We start from the raw sequence: 22145 nt of genomic DNA, 5'->3' as shown, positions 1-22145 counted from the left end.
GGGCTCCCCGGCGTCGCTCAGCCCACCACGCCGCGGCTCCGCAGCTCTCCAATCTGCTCGGCCGTATACCCCAGCCCGCCGAGAATCTCGTCGGTGTGTTGCCCAATGAGCGGCGCCGTAAAACGCGGCATCCCAGGCGTATCGCTCAGCTTCGGCGCCACCCCGATCTGCTTCACCTTGCCAACCGGCGAATCGAGCTCCACCACCATCCCCCGCGCCAAATTGTGCTCGTTCGTAACCACGTTCTCCATCTCCAGCACCGGCGCCGCACAGATGTCGTACTGGGACATCACCTCCATCCACTCGTCCGCACTCTTCGTCGCAAAAATTCCCGCGAACCGCTCGATCATCTCCGGCCATCGCGCCTGGTCGAACTGGTGCGGCAGCAAATCCTCCGTCCCCAGCACCCGGCAGAGATTCTCCCAGAAGTGCGGCTCGATGCTCCCGATCGAAAACCACCGACCATCGCTGCATCGATACGTGTTGTAGAACGGCGCCGCACCATTGAGCAGATACTCACCCGGGCGGATCGGCTGCCCCGTGGAAAAATAATGGCTAAAGGCGCTCGTCATCAGCGAAAGCACCCCGTCGCTCATCCCCACATCGATATTCTGGCCCCGGCCCGTTTTCTCCCGCGCAATGATCGCCAGGCAGATCGCGAAGGCCGCCGTCAGGCCGCCCCCCGCAAAGTCCGCCAGCAGATTCACCGGAATCGCCGGCGGCTGGCCCGGCCGCCCAGTCACCCCCAGCGCACCGCCAATCGCAATGTAATTGATATCGTGCCCCACAAGATTCGCGTACGGCCCCGTCTGCCCGAACCCAGAAATCGAACAGCAGATAATCCGCGGATTGATACCAGAGAGCGTCTCGTAGTCCACGCCCAGCCTCCTCACCACGCCCGGACGGAACCCCTCGATCACCACGTCGGCGTTCTCCACCATCCGGTAGAAAATCCTCCGCGCTTCCTCCTCCTTCAAGTTCAGTGCGATCGAACGCTTCCCGCGGCCTAGCGCATTGAACGCAGCCGCCCGCTCGGCCGCCTCGCTACGCCGGAGCCCCGTCGTCCCCAACTTCGCCGACGCGCCCGGGACTGCCTCCACCAGCGTCACCTCGGCACCGAAATCCGCCAGCAACATCGAACAATGGGGGCCCGGCGCCAGCCGGGAGAGGTCCAGCACCTTGATACCTTCGAGAGCCATCACCATGGAACGAACATCTCCTGTAGGGGCGAACTCTGTCCCGGTAGCATGCTGGCGCCCGCCCGGCCGTGCAACACCTTGCACCCCGCGGGTCAGGAGCGTACACCTCCTCTCCATCCCTACCCCCCAACGAGGATCCCACATGCCCCGTCTCTCTCGACTCAGCCGCTCTGTAGCCGGAAAGGTCGCCCTCGTCACCGGCGCCGCCAGCGGAATGGGGCGCGCCACCGCCATCCTCTTCGCCGACGAAGGCGCCGCCGTCGCCGCCGTCGACGTCAACCGCGAACCGGTCGAAAGCGTCGCAGCCGAGATTCGCGCCGCTGGCGGCAACGCCCGCGCCTGGGCCTGCGATGTCGCCGACCGAGCGGCCGTCGAGCAGCTCATCGCCGAAGTGGTAGTCCAGTTCGGCGGCATCGACATCCTCATCAACAACGCCGGCATCGCCGCCGCAGTCCCCTTCGAGGCCGACAACTACGACGAGGTCTGGGCCCGCACCCTCGCCGTCGACCTCACCGCCATGACCTACACCATCCGCGCCGCCCTACCCCACCTCCGCCGCTCGGAAAGCCCGCGCATCGTCAACATCGCCAGCACCGAAGGTCTCGGCGCCACCCCCGGCCACAGCGCCTACACCGCCGCCAAACATGGCGTCGTCGGCCTCACCCGGTCCTTGGCCCTCGAATTCGGGAAGGAAGGCATCACCGTCAACTGCATCTGCCCCGGCCCGATACGAACCGCCATGACCGAGGCCATCCCCGAAGAAGCCAAAGAACGGTACGCCCGTCAGCGTACCGCCCTTCGACGTTACGGCCTGCCCGAGGAAGTCGCCCACCTCACCCTCTCCCTCGCCATGCCCGCCGCCTCCTTTGTCACCGGCGTAGCCCTGCCGGTCGATGGCGGCCTCACCATCCGCCGCGCCTGAGTCGTTCACCCGTCGGCCACGCGCTGGCGCTATCATCACCCGCGTGACCCCGAAGAACCTCGAAATCGAGTGGCAGTTCGCAGCGCTCGATACCCGTCCCGTCCTCAGGTGGCTGCAAACGCAACCCCTGCCCGGTTTCACCGTCGAACCCGAAGGAACCCAAACACTCGACGACACCTACCTCGACACACCCGACTGGCGCATTCACCGCGCCGGCTACACCTGCCGCGTGCGCAGGAAAAACACCACCGCCGAGCTCACCCTCAAGTCGATGGCCGAAGCCTCCGAAGGCATCCGTACCCGCCGCGAAATCACCGCCGAGCTCGCCGAGCCCGACGCCGACCCACGCACCGCGCCCGGTGAAGCCGGAGAAGCCCTGCGTGCCCTCTGTGGACGCCACCCCCTCGTCCCCCTCTTCCGCCTCCTCACCACCCGCCAGAGGTTCCGCCTCGACGATGGCGCCGGGACGCTCGCCGAAATCGCCCTCGACGACACCACCATCCCAGTCGCCGGCGACGAACCCGTTCGCATCGCACGCGTCGAAGTCGAAGTCCAATCCGAGGCCCTCGAACGCACACGCCCCTTCGTCGACGCCCTCGTGGCCGCCTGTAGCCTCGGGCCGGCCTCCACATCCAAATTCGAAGCGGCCCTCGTCGCCACGGGCCAGCGCCCACCCGAACCCCCCTCGTTCGGCCCCGAAACCGTCGAAACCACCATGACCGCGGCGCAGGTCGCTTTCGCCGTCCTTCGTCGCCAGTTCCGCGTCTTCCTCCAAAACGAGCCTGGCACCCGCCTCGGAGAGGACATCGAAGCCCTCCACGACATGCGCGTCGCAACCCGCCGCCTCCGCGCAGCGATGTCCACCTTCCGCCCCTTCCTCTCCCCCCGCACCCTCGCCTTCCGCGACGAATTTGGCCTCGTCGCCCGTGCACTCGGCGAAGTCCGCGACCTCGATGTCCAGCTCGAACGGATGGCCGAGTGGCGCACCGCCTTTCCTCCCGAACGCGCCCACGTGCTCGATAGCATCGAGACCCTCCTCCTCCGCCGCCGAAAGGCCGCGCGCAAGCGGATGCTCCAAGTGCTCGATTCCCGCCGCTACGAACGCCTCTGCGCGCGCTTCGGCGCGGTCCTCCACACCGGCCCACCCAAGTCATTCGCCGCCGGCCGCGTCCCGGCCCTCGCCGTCGCCCCCGACCTCGTCGAGCGGCGCTACCGCAAAGTCCGCAAACTCGGCGACCGCATCCGCAAATCCTCCCCGCCCGAGGCGTACCACCTTCTCCGCATCGAGGCCAAAAAGCTGCGCTACGCCCTCGAATTCGTCGGAAACGGCCTCTACGGCAAACCGGCACTCGAGTTCAGCGCCCGAGTCACCGCTCTCCAAGACCTCCTCGGCCTCCACCAAGACGCCTACGTCGCCATCGACATGCTCGAAGATCTCGCCTCAACGGCCGGCCGCCGGCTGCCGCCCGAAACCCTCATGGCCATGGGAATGCTCGCCGAACGTTACCGCACCCAGGCCCAAGAGCTCCGCGCCCGATTCCCCACCGTCTACCGCCAGCTGCGTGGCACCGAGTGGAAAAAGCTCCTCCGCCTCATGGAGGCACAGCGGCCACAGCCGATCGCCCACATCCCGTCACCACCCGCAGATCGCCCCTAGGCCTACCAGCAGGTATCCTTCCCCTCCGGGCATCCGAACCCATGCCGGCCCCGGTCGAAATAACGCTCCGGGCCCGCAAACGGAAATCGCGCCACCCGGGATTTCGCCATATGGCAGTGCTCGTCGATCAGAACACCCGCCTCCTGGTGCAAGGCATCGGCACCGAAGGCGCCAACCACATGCGCCGCTCCATCGCCTACGGCACCAACGTCGTCGCCGCCATCCATCCCAAGCGCGGCGGCGAGCAGCAGGATGGCGTCCCTATCTTCACCACCGTCGACCAGGCCGTCCGCGAAACCGGCGCCAACGTCAGCATCATCTTTGTCCCCGCCCCGGGCGCCGCCGATGCCATCCTCGAAGCAGCTGCTGCCAAGATTCCCCTCATCGTCTGCATCACCGAAGGCATCCCCGTCCTCGACATGGTCCGCGTCAAGGCGGCCCTCCAGTCCAGCGGAAGCATCCTCATCGGCCCTAACTGCCCCGGCGTCATCACCCCCGGCACCAGAACCCGCGTCGGCATCATGCCCGGCGACGTCTTCATGCCTGGCCGGGTCGGCGTCGTCAGTCGGTCCGGCACCCTCGTCTACGAAGTCGTCGCCCAGCTCACCGCCCAAGGCATCGGTCAGAGCACCTGCATCGGCGTCGGCGGCGACCCCATCATCGGCACGCGCCAGGCCGAGGCCGTTCGCATGCTCAACGAAGACCCCGATACCGATGCCATCGTCCTCGTCGGCGAAATCGGCGGGTCCGCCGAACAGGAGGCAGCCGCCTACATCCGCTCCCACGTCGAGAAACCCGTCGTCGCCTTCATCGCCGGCGCGACCGCACCCCCAGGCCGCCGCATGGGGCACGCCGGCGCCATCATCTCCGGAGAGGACGGCAAAGCCGAGAACAAAAAGGCAGCCCTGCGCGCCGCCGGCGCCGTCGTATCCGACTCCCCCGCCGACATCGGAACCACGATGAAGCGCTTGCTGACCGAACGAGGCCTCGTTCGCTAGCTTCCGCCACCCTCGATTCGGTCTATCGTCCTGCGGCCGACCCCCCTTCCACCGCAGCGTCCCCACGCCGGGGCCGCCCAGACGTTCCGTTCGTTCCAATCATGTTACGTTTTCCAGCCCATCCCCTGGCTTGCCCACCAACCCGAACACCGTCGGCTACCATTCACCCAGCGCCATGCCGAGCAAGGCACAGCGCGGGAGGTGCCGACGTGGAAGCGCTCGAAGCCAGCGAGCCCCGGTTCGTCGATTCACTCCTCGGTGCCGTTCATCGCCTCGAAGTCGCCCGAGAGCCCCGCGCCATCCGGGAAGCCATCCGTGACTGTGCGCTCGCCATCGAATTCCGCCTCGACACCCTCGCCCGCGAACTCGAACCGTCACGCGGGCAGCTCGACCCTTCCCTCGTACCTGCCGGCCGCGCCGTCGAACAGGTCCTCCGCGAGGTGCTGATCGAAGCCTGGCGGCTACTCGAAGCCGGCGATGACGCCCTCGCCGACCGCCCCCGCCTCGCGTCGTTCGCGCGGGCAGCCACGCGCGCAGCGCAACGGGAAGCAGCCTTCGCCTTCGCTCAGCTCGCCCTGCCCGAAGCCCTCGATTAGCCTACCCTCGCCGAACTCCAGAACGTCAACCAGTTCCCCGCTAGGTCCTCGACGGTGAATTCGTTTTTCCCCCACGACCGCTCCGCGAGCGGGTCGAGCACGCGCACGCCTGCCCCGACCACTCGCTCCCACATCCCTTGCAAATCTTCAGCCTCTACCTTCCGGTCGCATTCCACGCCCCGCAGCCCAGCTCTGCGCACCCAACCAAAGCGGCCGGCATACCGCCGGCCGTCAGACACTCAGTGCGTGGGATGGTGGGCGATACTGGATTCGAACCAGTGACCTCTGCGATGTCAACGCAGCGCTCTAACCATCTGAGCTAACCGCCCACGGTAGCCAAAAGCATACGCCCGCCAACCGCTAATCGCCAGCCTCTCGCGTGTGGCGAAGTACACCCCTAACCTGAAACCTATGCCCCGACGCGGTCACCGCTGGAAAACGCCCTCCGAGCCAATCACGCTCACCTTGCGCGCCGAGAGCCTCGTCTTCGGCGGCGCCTCCCTCGCCCACGCACCCGATGGCCGGGTCGCCTTCCTCTGGTTCGCGATCCCAGGCGAGCTCGTCGAAGCCACCGTCGAACGCGAATACCCCGACTACCTCGAGGCCGTTACCACCCGCGTCCTCGAACCCTCCCCCGAACGCATCGCCCCCCGTTGCCCGCTCTTCGGCGAATGCGGCGGTTGCCAGCTCCAGCACATCGCCTACGAAGCCCAAGTCCGCCTGAAGGAAGCCGTCGTTCGAGAGCAGCTGGAACGAATCGGGCGGCTCGACCCTGGAGTCGTCCGCCCGATCGTCCCAGCCACGGAACCTTGGGCTTACCGCAACCACCTGCGATTCTCCACCGGCAAAAAATTCGGCCATATCGGCTTCATCTCACGACGTGGGCACGGGCTCCTCCAAGTCGAAAACTGCCCCATCGCCGACCCGTGGGTCAACGATCTCCTCCCCAAGCTCCAAGGGCATGGCGCCGGACTCCACCAGGTGCAGGTGCGCCACTCCGCAGCTACCGGCTCGTTCCTCGTCAACCCCGCAATCCCCGGAGTCGATATCCCAACAGGCCAAACCAGTTACCTCGAGCGGCTCGCCGGCCACGATTTCGTCGTCAGCGCCTCCGCCTTCTTCCAAGTCAACACAGCCCAAGCCGAAGAGCTTGTCCGCCTCGTTGGCGAAGCCCTCCCGCCCCGCGGCCACCTCCTCGTCGATGCCTTCGCTGGCGTCGGAACCTTCGCCAGAATCTTCGCCGACCGCTTCGACTCCGTCATCGCGATCGAAGAATCCAACAGCGCCGCCCGCGATGCCAAGGTCAACCTCCGCTCGGTCCGAAACGCCCATATTCGCATCGGAAAAGTCGAAGAAATCCTCCCCACATTCGAGGACTACCCAGACGCCGTCGTGCTCGACCCGCCCCGGCCCGGCTGCGCCCCACCCGTGCTCGCCGCGATCTGTCGGTTCCGGCCCGGAACCGTCGTCTACGTCTCCTGCAACCCGGCAACGCTCGCGCGCGACCTCCGCGTGCTCGTCGATGGAGGGTACCGCCTCACCGCCGTCACACCCCTCGACATGTTCCCCCAAACCGGGCACATCGAATGCGTCAGCCGGCTGGAGTGGCCCGCAGAATGACCCGCCGCGTCGTCCTCGCCTCCGCCTCCCCCCGTCGCCGCGAGCTCCTCGACGCCCTCCTCTCCGAATTCGACGTCGAAGCAGCCGAAATCCCAGAGGATCTCTCCGGCGACGCCATCGATTGCGCGCGCCAACTCGCCTATGCCAAGGCCGAGGCCGTCGCTCGCCACCACCCGGCCGCCGTCGTCATCGGATGCGATACCGTCGTCTTTCGCGGCCTCAAACTCTACGGCAAGCCCACCACCGTCCCCGAAGCCATCGCCATGCTCCGCGAACTGCGCGGCCGAGCTCACCAGGTCGTCACTGCCGTCACCCTGATCGGCCCCGAAGGCACCGCCATCGACCACGAGGTCTCCACCGTCCTCATGGCCAACCTCGCCGACGAAATCCTCGAGGCCTACGCCGCCTCCGGCCGAACGCTCGACAAGGCCGGCGGATACGCCATCCAACACGACGACGTCCAGCCCGTCGAGCGGCTCGAAGGCTGCTACTGCGCCGTCATGGGGCTCCCCCTTTGGACACTCCACCGGCTGCTCGAACTCTTCGGCTGCGCGCCAAAGCGCCCGGACGAGCGCCACGCCCGCTGCGCAGCCTGTCCTGCGCGCCCACGCTGAGGCTCCGAGCCCCTCTTGGCACCCGGCGCCGGAAGCGTAGACTTGCGCTCTGCATGCGGGGTGTAGGTTCCACCTCGCGGGAGTTCGTTGCATGAGCAATAGCCGCTCGCTCGGGAGGGGGAGCCCCGCTGGCGGTTCGCGGCCCATCCGCGTGCTCGTCGTCGATGACCATGCCGTCATCAGGCAAGGCCTCCGCATGCTGCTCGAAACCCAAGCCGAAATCGAAGTCGTCGCCGACTGCGAAAACGGCCGCGAAGCACTCCTCGCCGTCCAGCGCCTGCGACCCGATGTCGTCCTCATGGACGTGGTCATGCCCGGACTCAATGGCATCGAAGCCACACGCCAAGTCAAACGGGCATCCTCCGCCACCAAAGTCGTCATCCTCTCTGGCTTCGTCGACGAAGAACAAATCGTCGGCGCCATCCGAGCGGGCGCCGCAGGCTATCTCGTCAAGAACTCCGACGTCTCCGAGCTCCTTCTCGCCATCCAGACCGTCCACCGCGGCAACCAGTACTTCTCGGCAGCACTCTCCGACGGTTTCGATATCGCCGAGCTCCAGCTACAGGCTCGCCGGCCTGGAGCCAAGAGCTCGCTCGAAAACCTCACCCCCCGCGAGCGCGAAGTACTTCAACTCATCGCCGAAGGACGCACGAACCAACAGATCGCCGACGAACTGGTGGTCAGCGTCAAAACCGTCGAAGCCCACAAGGCCCACATCATGGAAAAACTCAAAGCCCGCTCGCGAACCGACCTCATCCGCTACGCCCTCAAGCGCGGCATCGTCAGGCTCGAGAGCGTCGACGAAGCCGAGCGCAGCCTCACCAACCTCGGTGGTGCCGCCGAGGGATAGCTCAGCCGTTCGCTCGCGCGTAATCCAGCGCCCGTCGATACGCCGCAGCCGCCCGTTCGAAGCTCGCGAACACCGGTACCCCCGCCTCGTTGAACTTTCCCTGGATACTGGCAACGTATTCAGCCTCGTGCGCCGGATGGAGAATCGCCACCAACGGCTTTTGCGAACGTTCGATGTGGTTCGCCAAGGTCCGAATCGTCGCCTCCAACGTCTCCGGCTTCGCCTTCCACTGTCGCGCAGCGAACATCGCCGATAGCTCCATTGCCATCCCGTCTACGTTCGGGTCGCCATCGACAATGCGCAGAATGCGATCCAGCGTCTCCATGTTCCCCTGAATCGTTCCCGCCATGTCGAGCGGGTTTTGGTAACTCCCGCCCACGATGTTGAAAAACTCCCCCAGAGCCGCGTACGTCGCATCCGCGAACCTCGGTACCCGAAGCCCCGCTTTCGCAAACGCATCCGTCATCGAAACCGACTGACCACCCGTCTGCGCGAGCAAGGCCATCCCATCTCCGCCCGGCGTCCGCGCCCGAAGGAGCATCTTCATCACATCTATCGTCTCGTCGAGATTGTTCGTCGTGATGGCGCCACATTGGCGCATCATCCCGTCCCACACCGCCTGCGGCGCCGCCAGCGAGCCCGTATGCGACATCGTCGCTCGCGCACCAGCCTCCGTCTGGCCACCCTTCCAGACCACCACCGGCTTCCGTCGGCAAGCTTCGCGCAGCGTCTCGAAAAAGCGTCGCCCGTCCTTCACACCTTCCACGTACATCCCGATCACTCGCGTCTCGTCATCCAGCATCAGGTACTCCAAGTAGTCCGAGACATCGAGCACGATCGCATTGCCAATCGAGGCACACTTGCTCACGAACATCCCGTTCGCCGCTGCCACCAGACTGAACATAATTCCGTGCGTCCCCGACTGACTCAGAAATCCGATCTCGCCCACATCGGTCACCGGGGCATCGGCGCTGAAGCGCACCCCCGCCTTCGGCAGATACAGGCCCATGCAGTTCGGGCCAACAAGGTTGAAGTCCCCCTCTCGCGCCATCGCCGCCAGCTGATCCTGGAGCCGGATCCCCAGCTCCTCACCCGTCTCCGCGAACCCCGACGTAAAGAACGCCGCCCCTCCCGCCCCCGCAGCGATCAGGTCCTTCAAAACGAACGGCGAAACCTGACGCGGCACCGCCACCAGCGCGTAATCGATCGGCTCTGGAATATCGAGCACCGACCTGAAATTCCGAACCCCGAGCGCCTCGATACCCGGAATCTCCTTCTCGTCCAGCTGCACCGAGTACAACCGACCGCCGCGCTCCGTCAGCGGAAGATTGTTGTGGAGCCACATGTATCCGGGCCCCTTGTCGCCGATCACAGCCACCACCTTCGGGTTGAACATCCGGTCCAGCCGGTGACCCGGAACGGCCATCTCGCACTCCTCCCGGCGGCTCCGCCGCGCCTCAGTTCTCGCTCACCACGATCCGGGCATCCACCGCAAGGGCACCGTCCGGGTAGGCGAATACCGGGTTCAAATCCAGTTCCCGCACCTCCGGGTGCCGCTCCACGAACTCCGAAACCTTCAGGATCGTCCGCTTCAGCGCCTCGATATCGGCAGGCGGCTGCCCGCGCACCCCGGAGAGCACCGGCCGCCCCTTGATTTCGTCGATCATCTGCTGGGCGTCTTTCTCCTCCAGCGGCACCAGGCGGAACGACACATCCTTCAGCACCTCCACCATGATGCCCCCCAGCCCGAACATCATCACCGGCCCGAATTGCGGGTCCATCGTCATCCCCACGATCACCTCCGTCCCTTGCGGCGCCATGTGCTGCACCGCCACCCCCAGGATCCGCGCCCCTGGCACCGCCCGTTGCGCATCGGCCACGATCTCGTCGAACGCAGCGGCCACCTCCTCCGTATCCCGAAGGTTCAGCCTCACCCCGCCCACATCGGATTTATGAGCAATGTCCGGCGAAACCACCTTCAACACCACCGGATAGCCAACCTCAGCCGCACGCGCCTGGGCCTCCTCACGCGTCCGGGCCAAGAGCGTCGGCGCCACCGGCACCCCGGCCTCCTCTAGAACCGACTTCGCCTCGACCTCGGTCAGCAGCGTGCGCCCCTCTGCGCGCACCTGCGCAAGTACGGAATCGAACGACATGCCTGCCTCGCGGAAACGACGTAGTGTGGCCGGATTGTACGGGAACCCGCGCGTGCGTCCTACCGCCCCACCGGCTACGCTCCCGCCGCGGAGGCAGCACCATGAACCAACCGTACGACATCGTCATCGTCGGCGCCGGGTCCTCCGGCGCCGCCATCGCCGCCCGGGCAAGCGAAGACCCACGCCGCTCCGTCCTCCTCCTCGAGGCCGGACCCGACTACCCCGACCTCGCCCACCTCCCCTTCGACCTCCTCAATAGCCATAACAACTCCTACACCGCCCACGATTGGGGCCTCGCCTACCAGCCCACCGCCGCCGGACGCTCCGCACCCTTCCCCCGAGGCCGCGTCACCGGCGGCTCCAGTGCCGTCAACACCACCATCGCCCTGCGTGGCCTCCCCGAGGACTACGACGCCTGGGCCGCCGCGGGCAACCCCGAGTGGTCGTGGGACCGCGTACTCCCCGCCTTTCGCCGACTCGAACGGGACCTCGACTTCGGCGACCGCCCCTACCACGGCAACGCCGGACCCATCACCATCCGCCGCTACCAATGGGACGAACTGACGGCCGTCCATCAGGCATGGCTCGAAACCGCCGACCAACTCGGCTACCCCCGCTGCGACGATGCCAACGACCCATCCAGCTGGGGAGCCGGACCCCACCCCATGAACAAAATCGGCCGCCTCCGGATCTCGACAGCCATCGGCTACCTTGCGCCGGCCCGCGCCCGCCCCAACCTCACCATCCAACCCAACACCCTCGTTCGCCGAATCCTCTTCCAGCGCAACCGCGCCATCGGCCTCGAAGTCGAACGTAACGGTTCGGTCGAAACCTACCAGTGCCGCCTGGCCATCCTCTCGGCCGGCGCGATTCACTCACCGGCGATCCTCCTCCGCTCGGGCATCGGCCCCGCCCAAGAGCTTACCCGGCTCGGCGTCGAACCCATTCACGCCGCCGAGGGCGTCGGTACCCGCTTGAGCGATCATCCGGCGCTCGCCGTCGTTGCCACCGTCCGCGACCCCTCCATCCTCGACCCCGACCAGCCAATCGTCCAGACGATCCTGCGCTATACCGCTCCCGATAGCCCGTACCGCAACGACCTCCAGATCGAAGCCTTCTCGTTTTCCCCCCGCGGAAGCCGCCTCGAAACCATCGCCGTCGCCGCCGTCCTCGAACAGGTCAACGGGCGGGGCCGCCTCCGCCTCCCCTCCGCCGAACCGCACACCCCGCCAACCATCGAGAACCACTTCTGCGAAGACCCCGAAGATCGGCGCCGACTCGCAGTCTCCTTCCGCCATGCCCTCACCTTCGTCACCACCGGCCCCCTCGCACGGCTCGTCGACCGCGTCGTCTTCCCCGACCTCTCGCGCCCCCTGAGCGAAGAAGCCCTCGACCGCCTCCTCCTCCGGTTCGCCGCCAGCGGTTACCACCCATGCTCCACCGCACCGATGGGCCCGCCCACCGACACCCACGCCGTCGTCGACCAGTACGGCCGTGCCTACGGCGTCGAGGGCCTCGTCGTCGCCGACGCCAGCATCATGCCCACAGTCCCGCGCGCGAACACCAACCTCACAAGCATCATGATCGGCGAAATGGTCGGCGAATGGGTTCGAACGCGCCCCGAGCTCTACGGCCTCTGAGCCCGACCGCTACCAGCTACTCGACAACGATCCGCCCGGTCGCTGGGCCGCACTGATACGGGTAGCTCACGCCCGCCTGGTCGAAGTCCCGCTGGTACTCCCCGCTGGTCTGCGCCGGCGACGAAACACCGGCCAGCATGATAGCGATCGGACTCGACGTATTCTCCCACTTCCAAACCACCCGCGTGCGCGCCTTGATGGTCACCTGCGCCGGCTCGCATCCCTGATCGGTCACCCTGATCTCCTGCACCGGTCGCTCGACGGGTGCCTCCGTCGCATTCACGTTCGGATTGACGTTCTCCAGCTTCACATCCGAAGTACCGTTCCCCCCGCCGCCGCAGGCCATCGCCGCCAGCGCCACACCACCCAGCACCACGCCCAACCAAACCCGTATGCCGGGCATCTCGATTGTCATGGCCTCCTCCTGTCGACCTATCGATGGCGCCGCATCCTACCATCGGCCAACCCTATCCTGCCCAAGTAGTTCAGGAGGCGTTCGCTATCTCCGCAACCTTGGCGTCGAGCCCTCCGCTCAACCGCTCCGATGCCGCTGCACGAACCGCCCAACCCGCTCCAGCGCACGTTCGATTTGCTCGTAACTGCTCGCGTAGCAGGCCCGGACGTGCCCCTCGCCGCAGGCACCGAAGGCACTGCCCGGTACCACCGCCACCCGTTCCTCCGCGAGCAGCAGCTCGCTGAACTCCAGGCTCGTCATTCCCGTCACCCGAATGTCCGGGAACGCGTAAAACGCACCCCGTGGCTCGAACGTCGGAAGCCCCACCGCGCGGAACCCGTCCACGATCAGCCGCCGCCGACGGTTGTACTCCGTCACCATCTCCGCAACGAATGCCTCCCCCTCCTCCAGCGCCGCGAGCGCCGCGAACTGCGATGCCGTCGGCGCCGACATCATCACGTACTGATGGACCTTCATCATCGCCTCGGCCATCGGCGCCGGCGCCGCAACCCACCCCAGCCGCCAGCCAGTCATCGCGTAAGCCTTGCTGAATCCCCCGAGGAGCACCGTCCGCTCGCGCATCCCCGGCAACGAGGCAAAGCACGTGTGCTCCCCTTCGTACGTCATCCGGTCGTAGAGTTCGTCACTGATCACCGCTAAGTCGTACCGCTCCACCACCTCCGCGATCGCCTCCAGGTCCCCCCGCGACATCGTCGCACCAGTGGGATTCGCCGGAAACCCCAGCAGCAGCACCCGCGATGCCGCCGTAATCTCCCCCTCCAGGTCCGCCGGGAGCAGCCGAAAATCATCCTCCGACCGCGTCGGTACCGGTTGGAACACCCCGCCCGCCATCACCGTCACCGGCATGTACGCAACATAACTTGGGTCGGCGCACAACACCCCATCCCCCGGGTCGACCAACGCCCGCATCGCAATGTCCAGCCCCTCGCTCGACCCGCACGTAATCACGATCTCCGCCCGCGGGTCGTACCGCACGCCATAGAGCCGCTCCAGGTGAGCGGCCAATCGCTCCCTCAGCTCGATAAGGCCATAGTTCGACGTGTAATGCGTGTCGCCCCGTTCGATGCTCGCGATCGCCGCCCGTCGGAACGGTTCCGGCGTCACATAGTCCGGCTCCCCGACACCGAGCGAAATCACATCCTCGATCGTGCTCAGGAGGTCGAAAAACCGTCGGATACCGCTTGGCGGAACCGCCTGCACCCGTCGCGAAATGTAACGTGCCGGCGAAGATGGGGTCGTCGTGTCAGCGGTCATCGTGCTGCTCCTCGTTTGCCCCCGCCAGCCATTCCTACCGGGAAAGGCCGCCCCGGGGGCGGCCTTCCTGCTGGAGTACTCGACGTACGGCTCCGACCGCCACCCTCACCGGCGCGCACGCGCAGCAGCCGCCGCAGCAGCAGCCAGGAACGCAGCGAGGGAGGTCGAAGGAACCATCGCCCCTAACTCTCACGGCTCCCGTTCATAACGTCAATACCAGGATTTCCCCCCATCCCCCGCCGCTCGCCCCCCGTTTTTCCCCCGCCCTACACTGGAAGCCGACGTGTCGGTCATCAGTTACGACGCCATCCCCTACGAAGGCACCGCCGTCGAAGCGTCTCACCCTCGGCGCCTCGCTGCGCTCGGCCGCCTCTTCGGCATCGAGACCCCACCGCCCTCCACCGCCCGCATCCTCGAAATCGGCTCGGCCGTCGGCGAAAACCTCAACGCCATCGCCGCCAGCCTCCCTCGTGCCACCTGTCTCGGCATCGACAACGCCCCCCGCCAAGTCCAGTTCGCGCGCGCCGTGGCCGCCCGCCTCGGCCTCGCCAACGTTCGATTCGAAGTCCTCGACATCATGGACGCCGGCCCAGATCTCGGCACCTTCGACTACGTCATCGCCCACGGCGTCTACTCCTGGGTCGAAGAACCCGTCCGCGACCGCCTCCTCCGCCTCTGCCGCGAACTCCTCGCACCCAACGGCATCGCCTTCGTCAGCTACAACTGCTACCCCGGCTGGTACCTCCGCCAGCCCCTCCGCGAACTCATGGTTTTCTCCACACGCCAACTCCAGGCCCAGCCCGGACAGCTCGTCGCCCACGCCCGCGCGATGGCCGAAATCGTCGTGCGCACCGCGCTCGATCTCGAAGCCCGCCTCCCCGGCGGCCCCCTTTACGCCCAAGTGCTCGCCCGCGAACTCGCATTCATCACCGAGCGTCCGGACGACTACCTCGCCCACGAACACCTCGAGCCAACCAACGCGCCGGTCTACCTCGCCGACTTCGTCCGCCACGCAGGCACCCACGGGCTCCAGTATCTCGGTGACGCCTGGCCCCTCCGCATGGCCCTCCCCGATCTCGCCAGAAACGTCGCCGCCGAATTCCAAGCCCTCGCGCCCGGCCCCGTCGAGCGCGAACAGCTCCTCGACTTCGTCCACGGTCGAACCTTTCGAGAGTCCCTCCTCTGCCACATCGACCGGGACCTCGGCCGCCCGCCATCGCCCCGGCGCCTCCACGGCCTCGCACTCCGCCTCCTCGGCGACTTCATCGGCCCCGGAGAAGACCGCTACGACCCGGTCCTTCCCAAACTCCTTCACCCCGGCGGCCTCCTCGCCATCCGCCACCGCGACCTGCTCACCGCGCTACACCGCCTCGCAGAGCGCCGTCCAGCAGCAGTGCCCGTCGACGAGCTCGCCGAGCTCGTCGGCCCCGACCAATTCTGGGCCGATACCGCGCCCCGCCTTCTGCGCCTCTTCCTTCAGGGCGGTCTCCAACTCGAGGCCGAACCCGTCCCCATCCCATCCACGCCAGGCCCACGTCCCCGCGCCTTCGCCATGGCCCGCGACCAGGCCCTCCGCGACGACACCATGCCCGTCGCGCTCACCCACGCCGTCCACGACGTCCCGCCGCTGCCGCTCGCCCTCCTGCCGTACCTCGACGGCAGCCGCACTCTCGACGACCTTGCCGAACTCGTCGTCAACGTCCTTGCGCCCAGCAACCAGGATGACGCCATCCGGGCCGCCGGAGTATCCTTCGCCACCGCCCGCGTTGCCGTCGCCGGTGCCCTCGCCTGGCTCGCGCGGCGCGGATTCCTCGAACACTGACGTCGTCCCATCGCAACCGCCGGAGCCGACCGTGACCGACCCCACCGCCCTCACCCTCGCCGAAGCCTCCCGTGCCATCGCTCGCCGCGACCTTTCGCCCCACGAGCTCACCCGCGCCTGCCTCGAACGAATCGAACGGCTCAATCCCCGCCTCAACGCTTTCGTCCTCGTCACCGCCGAGCGTGCCCTGCAGGACGCCGCACGCGCCGAACAGGAGCTGCTCGCCGGTCACTACCGCGGCCCCCTCCACGGCGTGCCAGTCGCCTTCAAAGACCTCTACGACACCGCGGGCGTCGAGACCGCGGCCGGCTCCGCCGTCCTCCGCGGCCGCGTGCCATCCAGCGACGCCACCGTGGTCCGCCGCCTCCTCGACGCCGGCGCCATCATGCTGGGGAAAACCAACACCCACGAATTCGCCTGGGGAACGACCACCAACAACCCCCATACCGGCCCCACCCGCAACCCGTGGGGCCACGACCGCATCCCCGGCGGCTCCAGCGGCGGTTCCGGGGCGGCAGTCGCCGCATCCCTCTGTCCCGTCGCCCTCGGGACCGACACCGGCGGCAGCATCCGCATCCCGGCCGCACTCTGTGGCTGCGTCGGCCTGAAGCCGACGTACGGCCGGGTCAGCCGCGCAGGCATCGTCCCCATGTCATGGCGGTTCGACCACGCAGGACCACTCGCCCGGACCGTCGAGGACGTCGCCATCGTCCTCGACATCATTTCCGGCTACGACCCTGCCGATTTCGCCACCGTTCCCCTTCCCCAGGTCGACCACCGCCAAGCGCTCATTCCCGACATCAGAGGGCTTCGGATCGGCGTCCCCCGCGACCAATTCTTCAGCCTGCTCGACCCTGAGGTCATCGTGGCCGTCGAAGAAGCCCTCGAGGTGCTCCGCAGCCTCGGCGCCATCGTCGAAGACATCGATCCCGGCTTCACCCGCGAAGACGTGGTCTCCGCCTGGCGCCTCGTCAACGTCGAAGGCCGGCTCCACCACGCGCCCTACCTCGAAAAAAACCCCGAAGCCTACAGCGAAGAACTGCGCAACATCCTCCTCCAGCCACTCCCCGAACCCCTCGATCTCTCGGCCGCCTACCTCGCCAGCTACCGCGTCGCCGAGGCCCTCCGCCACACCCTCGCCCAAGTCGACCTGCTCGTCACACCGACCACCATGCGCCCCGCCTCCCTCATCGGCGAAGACCCCGTCGAAGTCGAAGGCGTCCAGCTCAGCACCGGCGCAGCCTTCGCCTCGCTCACCATGCCGTTCAACATCGGAGGCATACCCGCCATCAGCATCCCGTGCGGATTCAGCAGCGAGGGCCTGCCCATCGGCCTCCAGCTCGCAGCTCGCCCCTTCGACGAAGCGACACTCCTGCGTGCCGCCTTCGCCTATGAATGTGCGACCGACTGGCACCGGAAGGCGCCGACACTCTGAGCCCGCTCATCCGAGCAGCGGCCGACCACCGGCGACATCGGTCACAAGGCTCGCATCGACTACCACCATCCGAGGCGTACCAGCGAGCCCCCCAGCCCACTCCCGCGCGGCCGGAGAAACGCGGCCCGTCGTAACGAGCACCGCCAACGTCGCACCCCCGGCCACCGCCGCCCCGTAAAGGTCACGGACCGTCGACGCACCGACCGTCCCGCCCTCCCCCAACCGCTTGCACTGCACGAACGCCGTTTCGCGCCCCCGCCTCGCAACCAGGTCGACCCCGCCGTCTCGCGGTCCCCCTGTGCGCTCCACGCGCCAGCCGTCTCGCCGGAGCCAAACCGCCACCTCCGCCTCGAACGCCTCCGGTGCCATCGCCCGCAACCCCTCCAGGGTCCTTCGCGCGGCCCGCCGCCGCGCCGCCGTCGCGAACCGAAAGAGAACCAGCACCGCCCCCACCGATGCCCCGGCCGCACCAGCCCAGCGTAGCCCTGCCGGATCCCACCACACGACGGCAAGGCCCAAAACGAACGCCAAACCAATCGCGCGCATCATCGTCCCCGGCACCTAACCTGCCGGCCGACGATGCCCGCCGGCACCGTCCGCGTCAGCTCCCCCCGACAGGCGCGAGCAGGTTGCGAAATCCGCTCGCCTGCTCGTACGCATGGGCTACCTGCAGAATCCGCCCCTCGTCGAAAAAGTTCCCGATAATCTGCATCCCGACCGGCAACCCATCGCTAAAACCGCACGGCACGCTCACCGCCGGCAGCCCCGCCACCGACGCAGGCAGCGTATAAATATCGTTCAAGTACATCGCGAACGGATCGTCGACCTTCGCGCCGATAGGAAACGCCACCGTCGGCGACGTCGGCGTAATCAGCACATCGTACCGCTCGAACGCAGCCGCGAACTCCCGACTGATCAGCGTCCGCACCTTCTGCGCCTTCAGATAATAAGCGTCGTAATAGCCCGCGCTCAGCGCATACGTCCCCAGCATGATGCGGCGCTTCACCTCGTTCCCGAAGCCCTTCGCCCGAGTTTGCTCCATGTTCTCCCACATCGAAGGGGCCGAGCGGTCGCTGAACCCATACTTCACACCGTCGTATCGCGCCAGGTTCGCCGAAGCCTCGCTCGGAGCGATGATGTAATACACCGCCAGCGCATGCTCCGTGCTTGGCAGCGACACCTCCCTATCGATCTCCGCTCCCAACGACGCCAGCACCGCCAGCGCCTCCTCGATTCGCGCCGCAACCCCGGGCTCCATCCCGCTGACGAAGTATTCCTTCGGCACCCCAATCCGCATCCCCCGGATGTCCCTCCCCAGATAGTGGCGCAGATCGGGCATCGGCTCCGGATTCGTCGTGCTATCGCGCGGATCGTGCCCACCGATGCAATCCAGCATCGTCGCCACATCCTCGACGTCCCGTCCGATCGGTCCCACCTGATCGAGCGAGCTCCCGAACGCGACAATGCCGTAGCGGCTCACGCGCCCATACGTCGGGTCGAGCCCAACCTGCCCACAGAGCGCAGCCGGCTGCCGAATCGAGCCGCCAGTGTCGCTCCCCAGCGAAACCAAGCATTCCCCCGCAGCGACCGCCGCCGCCGACCCGCCCGACGAGCCGCCAGGAACCAGCTCCAGATTCCAAGGATTCCGCGTCGGACCGAAAGCCGAATGCTCCGTCGAAGATCCCATCGCGAACTCGTCCATGTTGCACTTCCCTACCATCACCGCACCCGCGCGCCGTAAGTTCTCGTACACATGGCTGTCATACGGTGGGATGAAGTTCTCCAGCATCCTCGACCCCGCCGTCGTCCGGACACCCTTCGTGACAATCAAATCCTTCACACCGACCGGAATGCCCGTCAGTGGCGTCGCCGCACCCGCCGCGAGCTTCGCATCCGCCTCGCGCGCCTGCTCCAGCGCGAGCTCCGCCGTCAGCGTGATGTACGCGTTCACCATCGGCTCGACCTCGGCCACCCGCTCGAGGACTGCCTCCGTCAGCTCGACGCTCGTAAACTCCCGGCGACGCAGCCCCTCGTGCGCCTCGTGCGCCGTCAGCCTCCATAGCTCGCTCATTCCAGTACCGCCCGCACCCGGAAATACCCATCCTCCACAACGGGCGCATTCGCAAGCACCTCGTCACGCGGAAGCGAAGGCTCGACAACGTCCTCACGCATCACATTCGCCAACGGAAGCGGGTGGGCCGTCGGTTCGATGCCTTCCGTGTCCACCGCAGCGAGCGCTTCGAAATGGTCCAGGATGGTCGAAAGCTGAGCCCGGAACCGCTCCACCTCGTCCGCGTTCAGCGCGATCCGGGCCAGCCGAGCGATATGCAACACCTCTTCACGAGTCAGCGCCATGCCGTCAAGAATAGGGGAAGCCGGCCTTACCTGCCGCCATACTGCCTGTAGCCGCCTTCTGCTACCCTCAACCCCGATGCCACGCATCCGCCCCGGGCGCGCAGGGGGTGCCCGCCCATGAACAACATCGTCGTCCGTCGTCGCCTCCGCGAGCGGCGCCGCAACGGAAGCAACCGCGCACGCCCCCTGCTCATCGCCCTCCTCGCCCTCGTCGGGCTCGGCGCTATCGGCGCGGCAGCCGCCTTCGGCGCACTCTTCACCGTGTACAACTCCTACGCTCGCGACTACGTCCCCATCGAGCAAAAACTCCTCGAAGTCTCGTCCATTCCCACCGAGATTTACGACCGCAACGGTCCCGAAGGTGGCGTCCTCCTCGCTACCCTCTCCAACCCCAATGCCCAGCTCCTCGACCCAGTGACCCTTGACCAGATCTCGCCCTGGATGATCGAGGCCACCATCTCCACCGAGGACAACTCCTTCTGGTCGCACCCAGGTGTCAACCTCAAAGGCCTCATCCGTGCCGCCTACGAAAACTACATCCTCAACGAGTTCGGCTCCGGCACAGGCGGCTCCTCCATCACCCAGCAGCTCATCAAGAACGTCTACATCTGCCCTGCCGTCTCCGAGGACGGCGACACGCGAAACGCCTGCGTGACGGCCGAACGAACCCTCGACCGCAAGCTCCGCGAGATCGCCTACGCCATCGAGCTCGAGCGCGACTACACCAAAGAACAAATCCTCACCTGGTACCTCAACCAGATCAGCTACGCCGATCGCTACATCGGCGTCGAAGCAGCCGCCCAAGGCTACTTCCGCAAGCCCGCCAAAGACCTGACCCTTGCCGAAGCCGCCCTCCTCGCCGGCATCCCCCAGGCTCCCACCACCTACCACCCCCGACTCAACTGCATCAAGAACGATAGCGGCGAATGCATCGTCGACGAGCTCGGCAGAGGCACCGTTGGCGGTGAAGCCAAAGAACGACAGGAAGCCGTCATCGACCTCATGGTCCGGCACGGCCGCATCACCCCCGAGCAAGCAGCCGCTGCCAAATCCGAGGAGATCCGCGTCTACCTCGGCTCCAACCCGCAGCGCGCCGAGGCCTTCGTCGATAACCAGGTCGAACCCCGCCTCGTCCGCATGTGCGAGGCGGGAATCCTCGAAAAGCTCCCTGCCGCGCCCGATTGCAAGTCCAGCGTCCACATGGCCGGCTACAAAGTCACCGCCACGCTCGACTGGCAACTCACCGAGAAAGCCATGGAAATGGCTCGCGGATTCATCGCCGCTGGCCTCGAAGCCGGGTGCGAATGCTACAACGCTGCCATCGTCACTATCGAACCATCCACCGGCCAAGTCATCGTCTACGCCCCCAATCGTGACCCCTCATACCGCTCCGATCGCCGCGTCGCCGGCGATATCGACCAACTCAACGAGATCAACCAGCCCGGCTCGTCCTTCAAGCCCGCCGTCTACCTCACCTGGTTCGACGTGCTCACCAAGGCTCCCATGAGCATCTTCTGGGATACCAGCCCCCTCACCGTCGAAGGAACCGCAATCGAAAACCCTCGCCGCGATGCAGACAAAACCGAAGGGCTCATCTCGGCCCGCGCCGCACTCGGCGGTTCCCAAAACGTCCCTGCCTTCCGCGCCGCACAAGAAGCCGGCATCGACAACGTCATCGCCATGGCCAAAGCCCTCGGCATCACGACCCTCGAACAACGGTTCGACCCAACATTCCGTTCCCATCCGGATGTCACCTACGGCGCATCCATCGCCACCGGCGGAGCCAACATCCGCGCCATCGACATGGCCTACATGGACGCCACCATCGCCAACATGGGGAAAATGGTCGGCGTCCCCACACTTGCCAAATACGTCAAAGTGAGCGATCTCAAGAGCACGGCCCTCGATACCGGCGCCGATTACGAACTCGCCCTCGAACAGAAACTCCTCTTCCAAAAAGGGTATCTCCGGATTCAGGGCACCCGCGAACTCGACCCGGTGGTCATCCTCGAAGTGCGCGACAAAGAGGGTCGAGTCATCTTCCGCCAGGGCGAACCAGAGACGCGCCAGGTCGTCAACGCCGGCTCCGTCTGGCTCCTCCACAGCATCATGTCCGATTGCACCGCCCGCTTCATCATCTGGGTTTGCGGTGGCAGCAACAACGACCTCGGCCTCGACTTCTTCGCCAACGGCCAACGCATCCCTTCAGGTGTCAAGACCGGAACCCAGCAGGGCCCCGGCTCCGCCGCCGAAACCCTCGAAACGTGGATGACTGGCTACAGTCGCCACGCCGCCACCGCGGTCTGGGTCGGCAACGCCACCAACGAACTCGTCAACGACCGCCAGTTCGCCGCTGCCAACACCACCGTCCGCCTCTGGAAAAACTGGATGGGCTACTACCACGAAGCCCTCGCCGCCCGCGGCGTCCCCGACATCGGCAAGGGCTTCGCCGACCTCCAACCCCCCAACGTCGCACAACGCGAATTCCAGACCCCCGCAACCGACCGTAACCTCGGCCCCGATTTCAAGTACTGCGACCAGGTCGTCACCGC

Annotated in this window: 19 protein-coding genes and 1 tRNA gene; 11 read left to right on the top strand and 9 right to left on the bottom strand. The window is 66.5% G+C overall.

The window, feature by feature from the left end:
* Positions 1-17 precede the first annotated feature (17 nt).
* Positions 18-1205 (bottom strand): CaiB/BaiF CoA-transferase family protein, encoded by a 1188-nt coding sequence (locus tag VAE53_RS10940; RefSeq protein ID WP_322819416.1) that lies wholly within the window; start codon positions 1203-1205, stop codon positions 18-20.
* Between the two features lie 136 nt (positions 1206-1341).
* Here VAE53_RS10940 and VAE53_RS10935 point away from each other — a divergent pair, with 136 nt between their 5' ends.
* The 4 genes from VAE53_RS10935 (at position 1342) to VAE53_RS10920 (ending at position 5372) form a co-directional block, all read left to right on the top strand.
* Complete coding sequence (locus VAE53_RS10935; protein ID WP_322819415.1) at positions 1342-2121, top strand: SDR family NAD(P)-dependent oxidoreductase; 780 nt, start codon at positions 1342-1344, stop codon at positions 2119-2121.
* A gap of 43 nt (positions 2122-2164) precedes the next feature.
* On the top strand, positions 2165-3778 hold the full coding sequence (locus VAE53_RS10930; protein ID WP_322819414.1) for a CHAD domain-containing protein: 1614 nt from the start codon (positions 2165-2167) through the stop codon (positions 3776-3778).
* 110 nt (positions 3779-3888) lie between these two features.
* Positions 3889-4776 carry a succinate--CoA ligase subunit alpha gene (gene sucD, locus VAE53_RS10925; RefSeq protein WP_322819413.1) on the top strand — a complete coding sequence of 296 codons (888 nt, stop codon included), beginning with the start codon at positions 3889-3891 and terminating at the stop codon, positions 4774-4776.
* Between the two features lie 209 nt (positions 4777-4985).
* Complete coding sequence (locus tag VAE53_RS10920; protein WP_322819412.1) at positions 4986-5372, top strand: hypothetical protein; 387 nt, start codon at positions 4986-4988, stop codon at positions 5370-5372.
* Positions 5373-5624: 252 nt separating this feature from the next.
* On the opposite strand, the gene VAE53_RS10915 is transcribed toward VAE53_RS10920, so the two are convergent.
* Positions 5625-5701, bottom strand: a tRNA-Val gene (locus tag VAE53_RS10915).
* Positions 5702-5783: 82 nt separating this feature from the next.
* Between VAE53_RS10915 and VAE53_RS10910 the strand changes: the two genes are divergently transcribed.
* From VAE53_RS10910 to VAE53_RS10900, 3 genes are all read left to right on the top strand, one after another.
* Positions 5784-6992: a class I SAM-dependent RNA methyltransferase gene (locus VAE53_RS10910; protein WP_322819411.1), complete on the top strand. Its 1209-nt coding sequence runs from the start codon at positions 5784-5786 to the stop codon at positions 6990-6992.
* Positions 6989-7606, top strand: a complete 618-nt coding sequence (locus VAE53_RS10905) for a Maf family protein (protein ID WP_322819410.1) — start codon at positions 6989-6991, stop codon at positions 7604-7606. The genes VAE53_RS10910 and VAE53_RS10905 overlap by 4 nt, the downstream gene beginning before the upstream one ends.
* Before the next feature lie 91 nt (positions 7607-7697).
* On the top strand, positions 7698-8456 hold the full coding sequence (locus VAE53_RS10900; RefSeq protein WP_322819409.1) for a response regulator transcription factor: 759 nt from the start codon (positions 7698-7700) through the stop codon (positions 8454-8456).
* Position 8457: 1 nt separating this feature from the next.
* On the opposite strand, the gene VAE53_RS10895 is transcribed toward VAE53_RS10900, so the two are convergent.
* Together VAE53_RS10895 and VAE53_RS10890 are read right to left on the bottom strand one after the other, a co-directional pair.
* Positions 8458-9882, bottom strand: coding sequence for a CoA-binding protein (locus VAE53_RS10895; RefSeq protein ID WP_322819408.1), 1425 nt, complete (start codon positions 9880-9882; stop codon positions 8458-8460).
* A gap of 31 nt (positions 9883-9913) precedes the next feature.
* A complete protein-coding gene (locus VAE53_RS10890) occupies positions 9914-10612 on the bottom strand; it encodes an acetate--CoA ligase family protein (RefSeq protein ID WP_322819407.1) in 699 nt (232 codons plus the stop codon).
* A 101-nt stretch (positions 10613-10713) separates the two neighbouring features.
* Between VAE53_RS10890 and VAE53_RS10885 the strand changes: the two genes are divergently transcribed.
* Positions 10714-12252 carry a GMC family oxidoreductase N-terminal domain-containing protein gene (locus VAE53_RS10885; protein WP_322819406.1) on the top strand — a complete coding sequence of 513 codons (1539 nt, stop codon included), beginning with the start codon at positions 10714-10716 and terminating at the stop codon, positions 12250-12252.
* A gap of 16 nt (positions 12253-12268) precedes the next feature.
* Here VAE53_RS10885 and VAE53_RS10880 read toward each other — a convergent pair whose 3' ends face one another.
* Both VAE53_RS10880 and VAE53_RS10875 read right to left on the bottom strand, forming a co-directional pair.
* Entirely contained in the window at positions 12269-12667 is a 399-nt protein-coding gene (locus VAE53_RS10880; RefSeq protein WP_322819405.1) for a hypothetical protein, read from the bottom strand.
* A gap of 117 nt (positions 12668-12784) precedes the next feature.
* A complete protein-coding gene (locus tag VAE53_RS10875) occupies positions 12785-13981 on the bottom strand; it encodes an aminotransferase class I/II-fold pyridoxal phosphate-dependent enzyme (protein ID WP_322819404.1) in 1197 nt (398 codons plus the stop codon).
* Between the two features lie 283 nt (positions 13982-14264).
* On the opposite strand from VAE53_RS10875, the gene VAE53_RS10870 reads away from it, so the two are divergent.
* Entirely contained in the window at positions 14265-15803 is a 1539-nt protein-coding gene (locus tag VAE53_RS10870; protein WP_322819403.1) for a class I SAM-dependent methyltransferase, read from the top strand.
* A 31-nt stretch (positions 15804-15834) separates the two neighbouring features.
* Complete coding sequence (locus VAE53_RS10865; RefSeq protein ID WP_322819402.1) at positions 15835-17238, top strand: amidase; 1404 nt, start codon at positions 15835-15837, stop codon at positions 17236-17238.
* Positions 17239-17244: 6 nt separating this feature from the next.
* On the opposite strand, the gene VAE53_RS10860 is transcribed toward VAE53_RS10865, so the two are convergent.
* From VAE53_RS10860 to gatC, 3 genes are read right to left on the bottom strand one after another with little or no spacing between them, the layout of a single operon-like run.
* Positions 17245-17787 (bottom strand): restriction endonuclease, encoded by a 543-nt coding sequence (locus tag VAE53_RS10860; protein WP_322819401.1) that lies wholly within the window; start codon positions 17785-17787, stop codon positions 17245-17247.
* A 52-nt stretch (positions 17788-17839) separates the two neighbouring features.
* Positions 17840-19309, bottom strand: a complete 1470-nt coding sequence (gene gatA / locus VAE53_RS10855) for an Asp-tRNA(Asn)/Glu-tRNA(Gln) amidotransferase subunit GatA (RefSeq protein WP_322819400.1) — start codon at positions 19307-19309, stop codon at positions 17840-17842.
* On the bottom strand, positions 19306-19593 hold the full coding sequence (gatC, locus tag VAE53_RS10850) for an Asp-tRNA(Asn)/Glu-tRNA(Gln) amidotransferase subunit GatC (protein ID WP_322819399.1): 288 nt from the start codon (positions 19591-19593) through the stop codon (positions 19306-19308). The genes gatA and gatC overlap by 4 nt, the downstream gene beginning before the upstream one ends.
* A gap of 117 nt (positions 19594-19710) precedes the next feature.
* Here gatC and VAE53_RS10845 point away from each other — a divergent pair.
* Positions 19711-22145: transglycosylase domain-containing protein (locus VAE53_RS10845; protein WP_322819398.1), on the top strand; the 2435-nt coding region annotated here is incomplete at its 3' end.

This window comes from Tepidiforma sp. (assembly GCF_034432735.1).
GTDB lineage: Bacteria > Chloroflexota > Dehalococcoidia > Tepidiformales > Tepidiformaceae > Tepidiforma.
The sequence above is the reverse complement of the archived record's forward strand: the minus strand, read 5'-3'. Positions and strand labels throughout refer to the sequence as shown.

Excerpts from the sequence above, each read along its gene's own strand:
- VAE53_RS10940 (WP_322819416.1), bottom strand. The coding sequence starts at position 1,205 with ATGGTGATGGCTCTCGAAGGTATCAAGGTGCTGGACCTCTCCCGGCTG.
- VAE53_RS10935 (WP_322819415.1), top strand. The coding sequence starts at position 1,342 with ATGCCCCGTCTCTCTCGACTCAGCCGCTCTGTAGCCGGAAAGGTCGCC.
- sucD (WP_322819413.1), top strand. The coding sequence starts at position 3,889 with ATGGCAGTGCTCGTCGATCAGAACACCCGCCTCCTGGTGCAAGGCATC.
- VAE53_RS10910 (WP_322819411.1), top strand. The coding sequence starts at position 5,784 with ATGCCCCGACGCGGTCACCGCTGGAAAACGCCCTCCGAGCCAATCACG.
- VAE53_RS10905 (WP_322819410.1), top strand. The coding sequence starts at position 6,989 with ATGACCCGCCGCGTCGTCCTCGCCTCCGCCTCCCCCCGTCGCCGCGAG.
- VAE53_RS10900 (WP_322819409.1), top strand. The coding sequence starts at position 7,698 with ATGAGCAATAGCCGCTCGCTCGGGAGGGGGAGCCCCGCTGGCGGTTCG.
- VAE53_RS10895 (WP_322819408.1), bottom strand. The coding sequence starts at position 9,882 with ATGGCCGTTCCGGGTCACCGGCTGGACCGGATGTTCAACCCGAAGGTG.
- VAE53_RS10890 (WP_322819407.1), bottom strand. The coding sequence starts at position 10,612 with ATGTCGTTCGATTCCGTACTTGCGCAGGTGCGCGCAGAGGGGCGCACG.
- VAE53_RS10885 (WP_322819406.1), top strand. The coding sequence starts at position 10,714 with ATGAACCAACCGTACGACATCGTCATCGTCGGCGCCGGGTCCTCCGGC.
- VAE53_RS10880 (WP_322819405.1), bottom strand. The coding sequence starts at position 12,667 with ATGACAATCGAGATGCCCGGCATACGGGTTTGGTTGGGCGTGGTGCTG.
- VAE53_RS10875 (WP_322819404.1), bottom strand. The coding sequence starts at position 13,981 with ATGACCGCTGACACGACGACCCCATCTTCGCCGGCACGTTACATTTCG.
- VAE53_RS10860 (WP_322819401.1), bottom strand. The coding sequence starts at position 17,787 with ATGATGCGCGCGATTGGTTTGGCGTTCGTTTTGGGCCTTGCCGTCGTG.
- gatA (WP_322819400.1), bottom strand. The coding sequence starts at position 19,309 with ATGAGCGAGCTATGGAGGCTGACGGCGCACGAGGCGCACGAGGGGCTG.
- gatC (WP_322819399.1), bottom strand. The coding sequence starts at position 19,593 with ATGGCGCTGACTCGTGAAGAGGTGTTGCATATCGCTCGGCTGGCCCGG.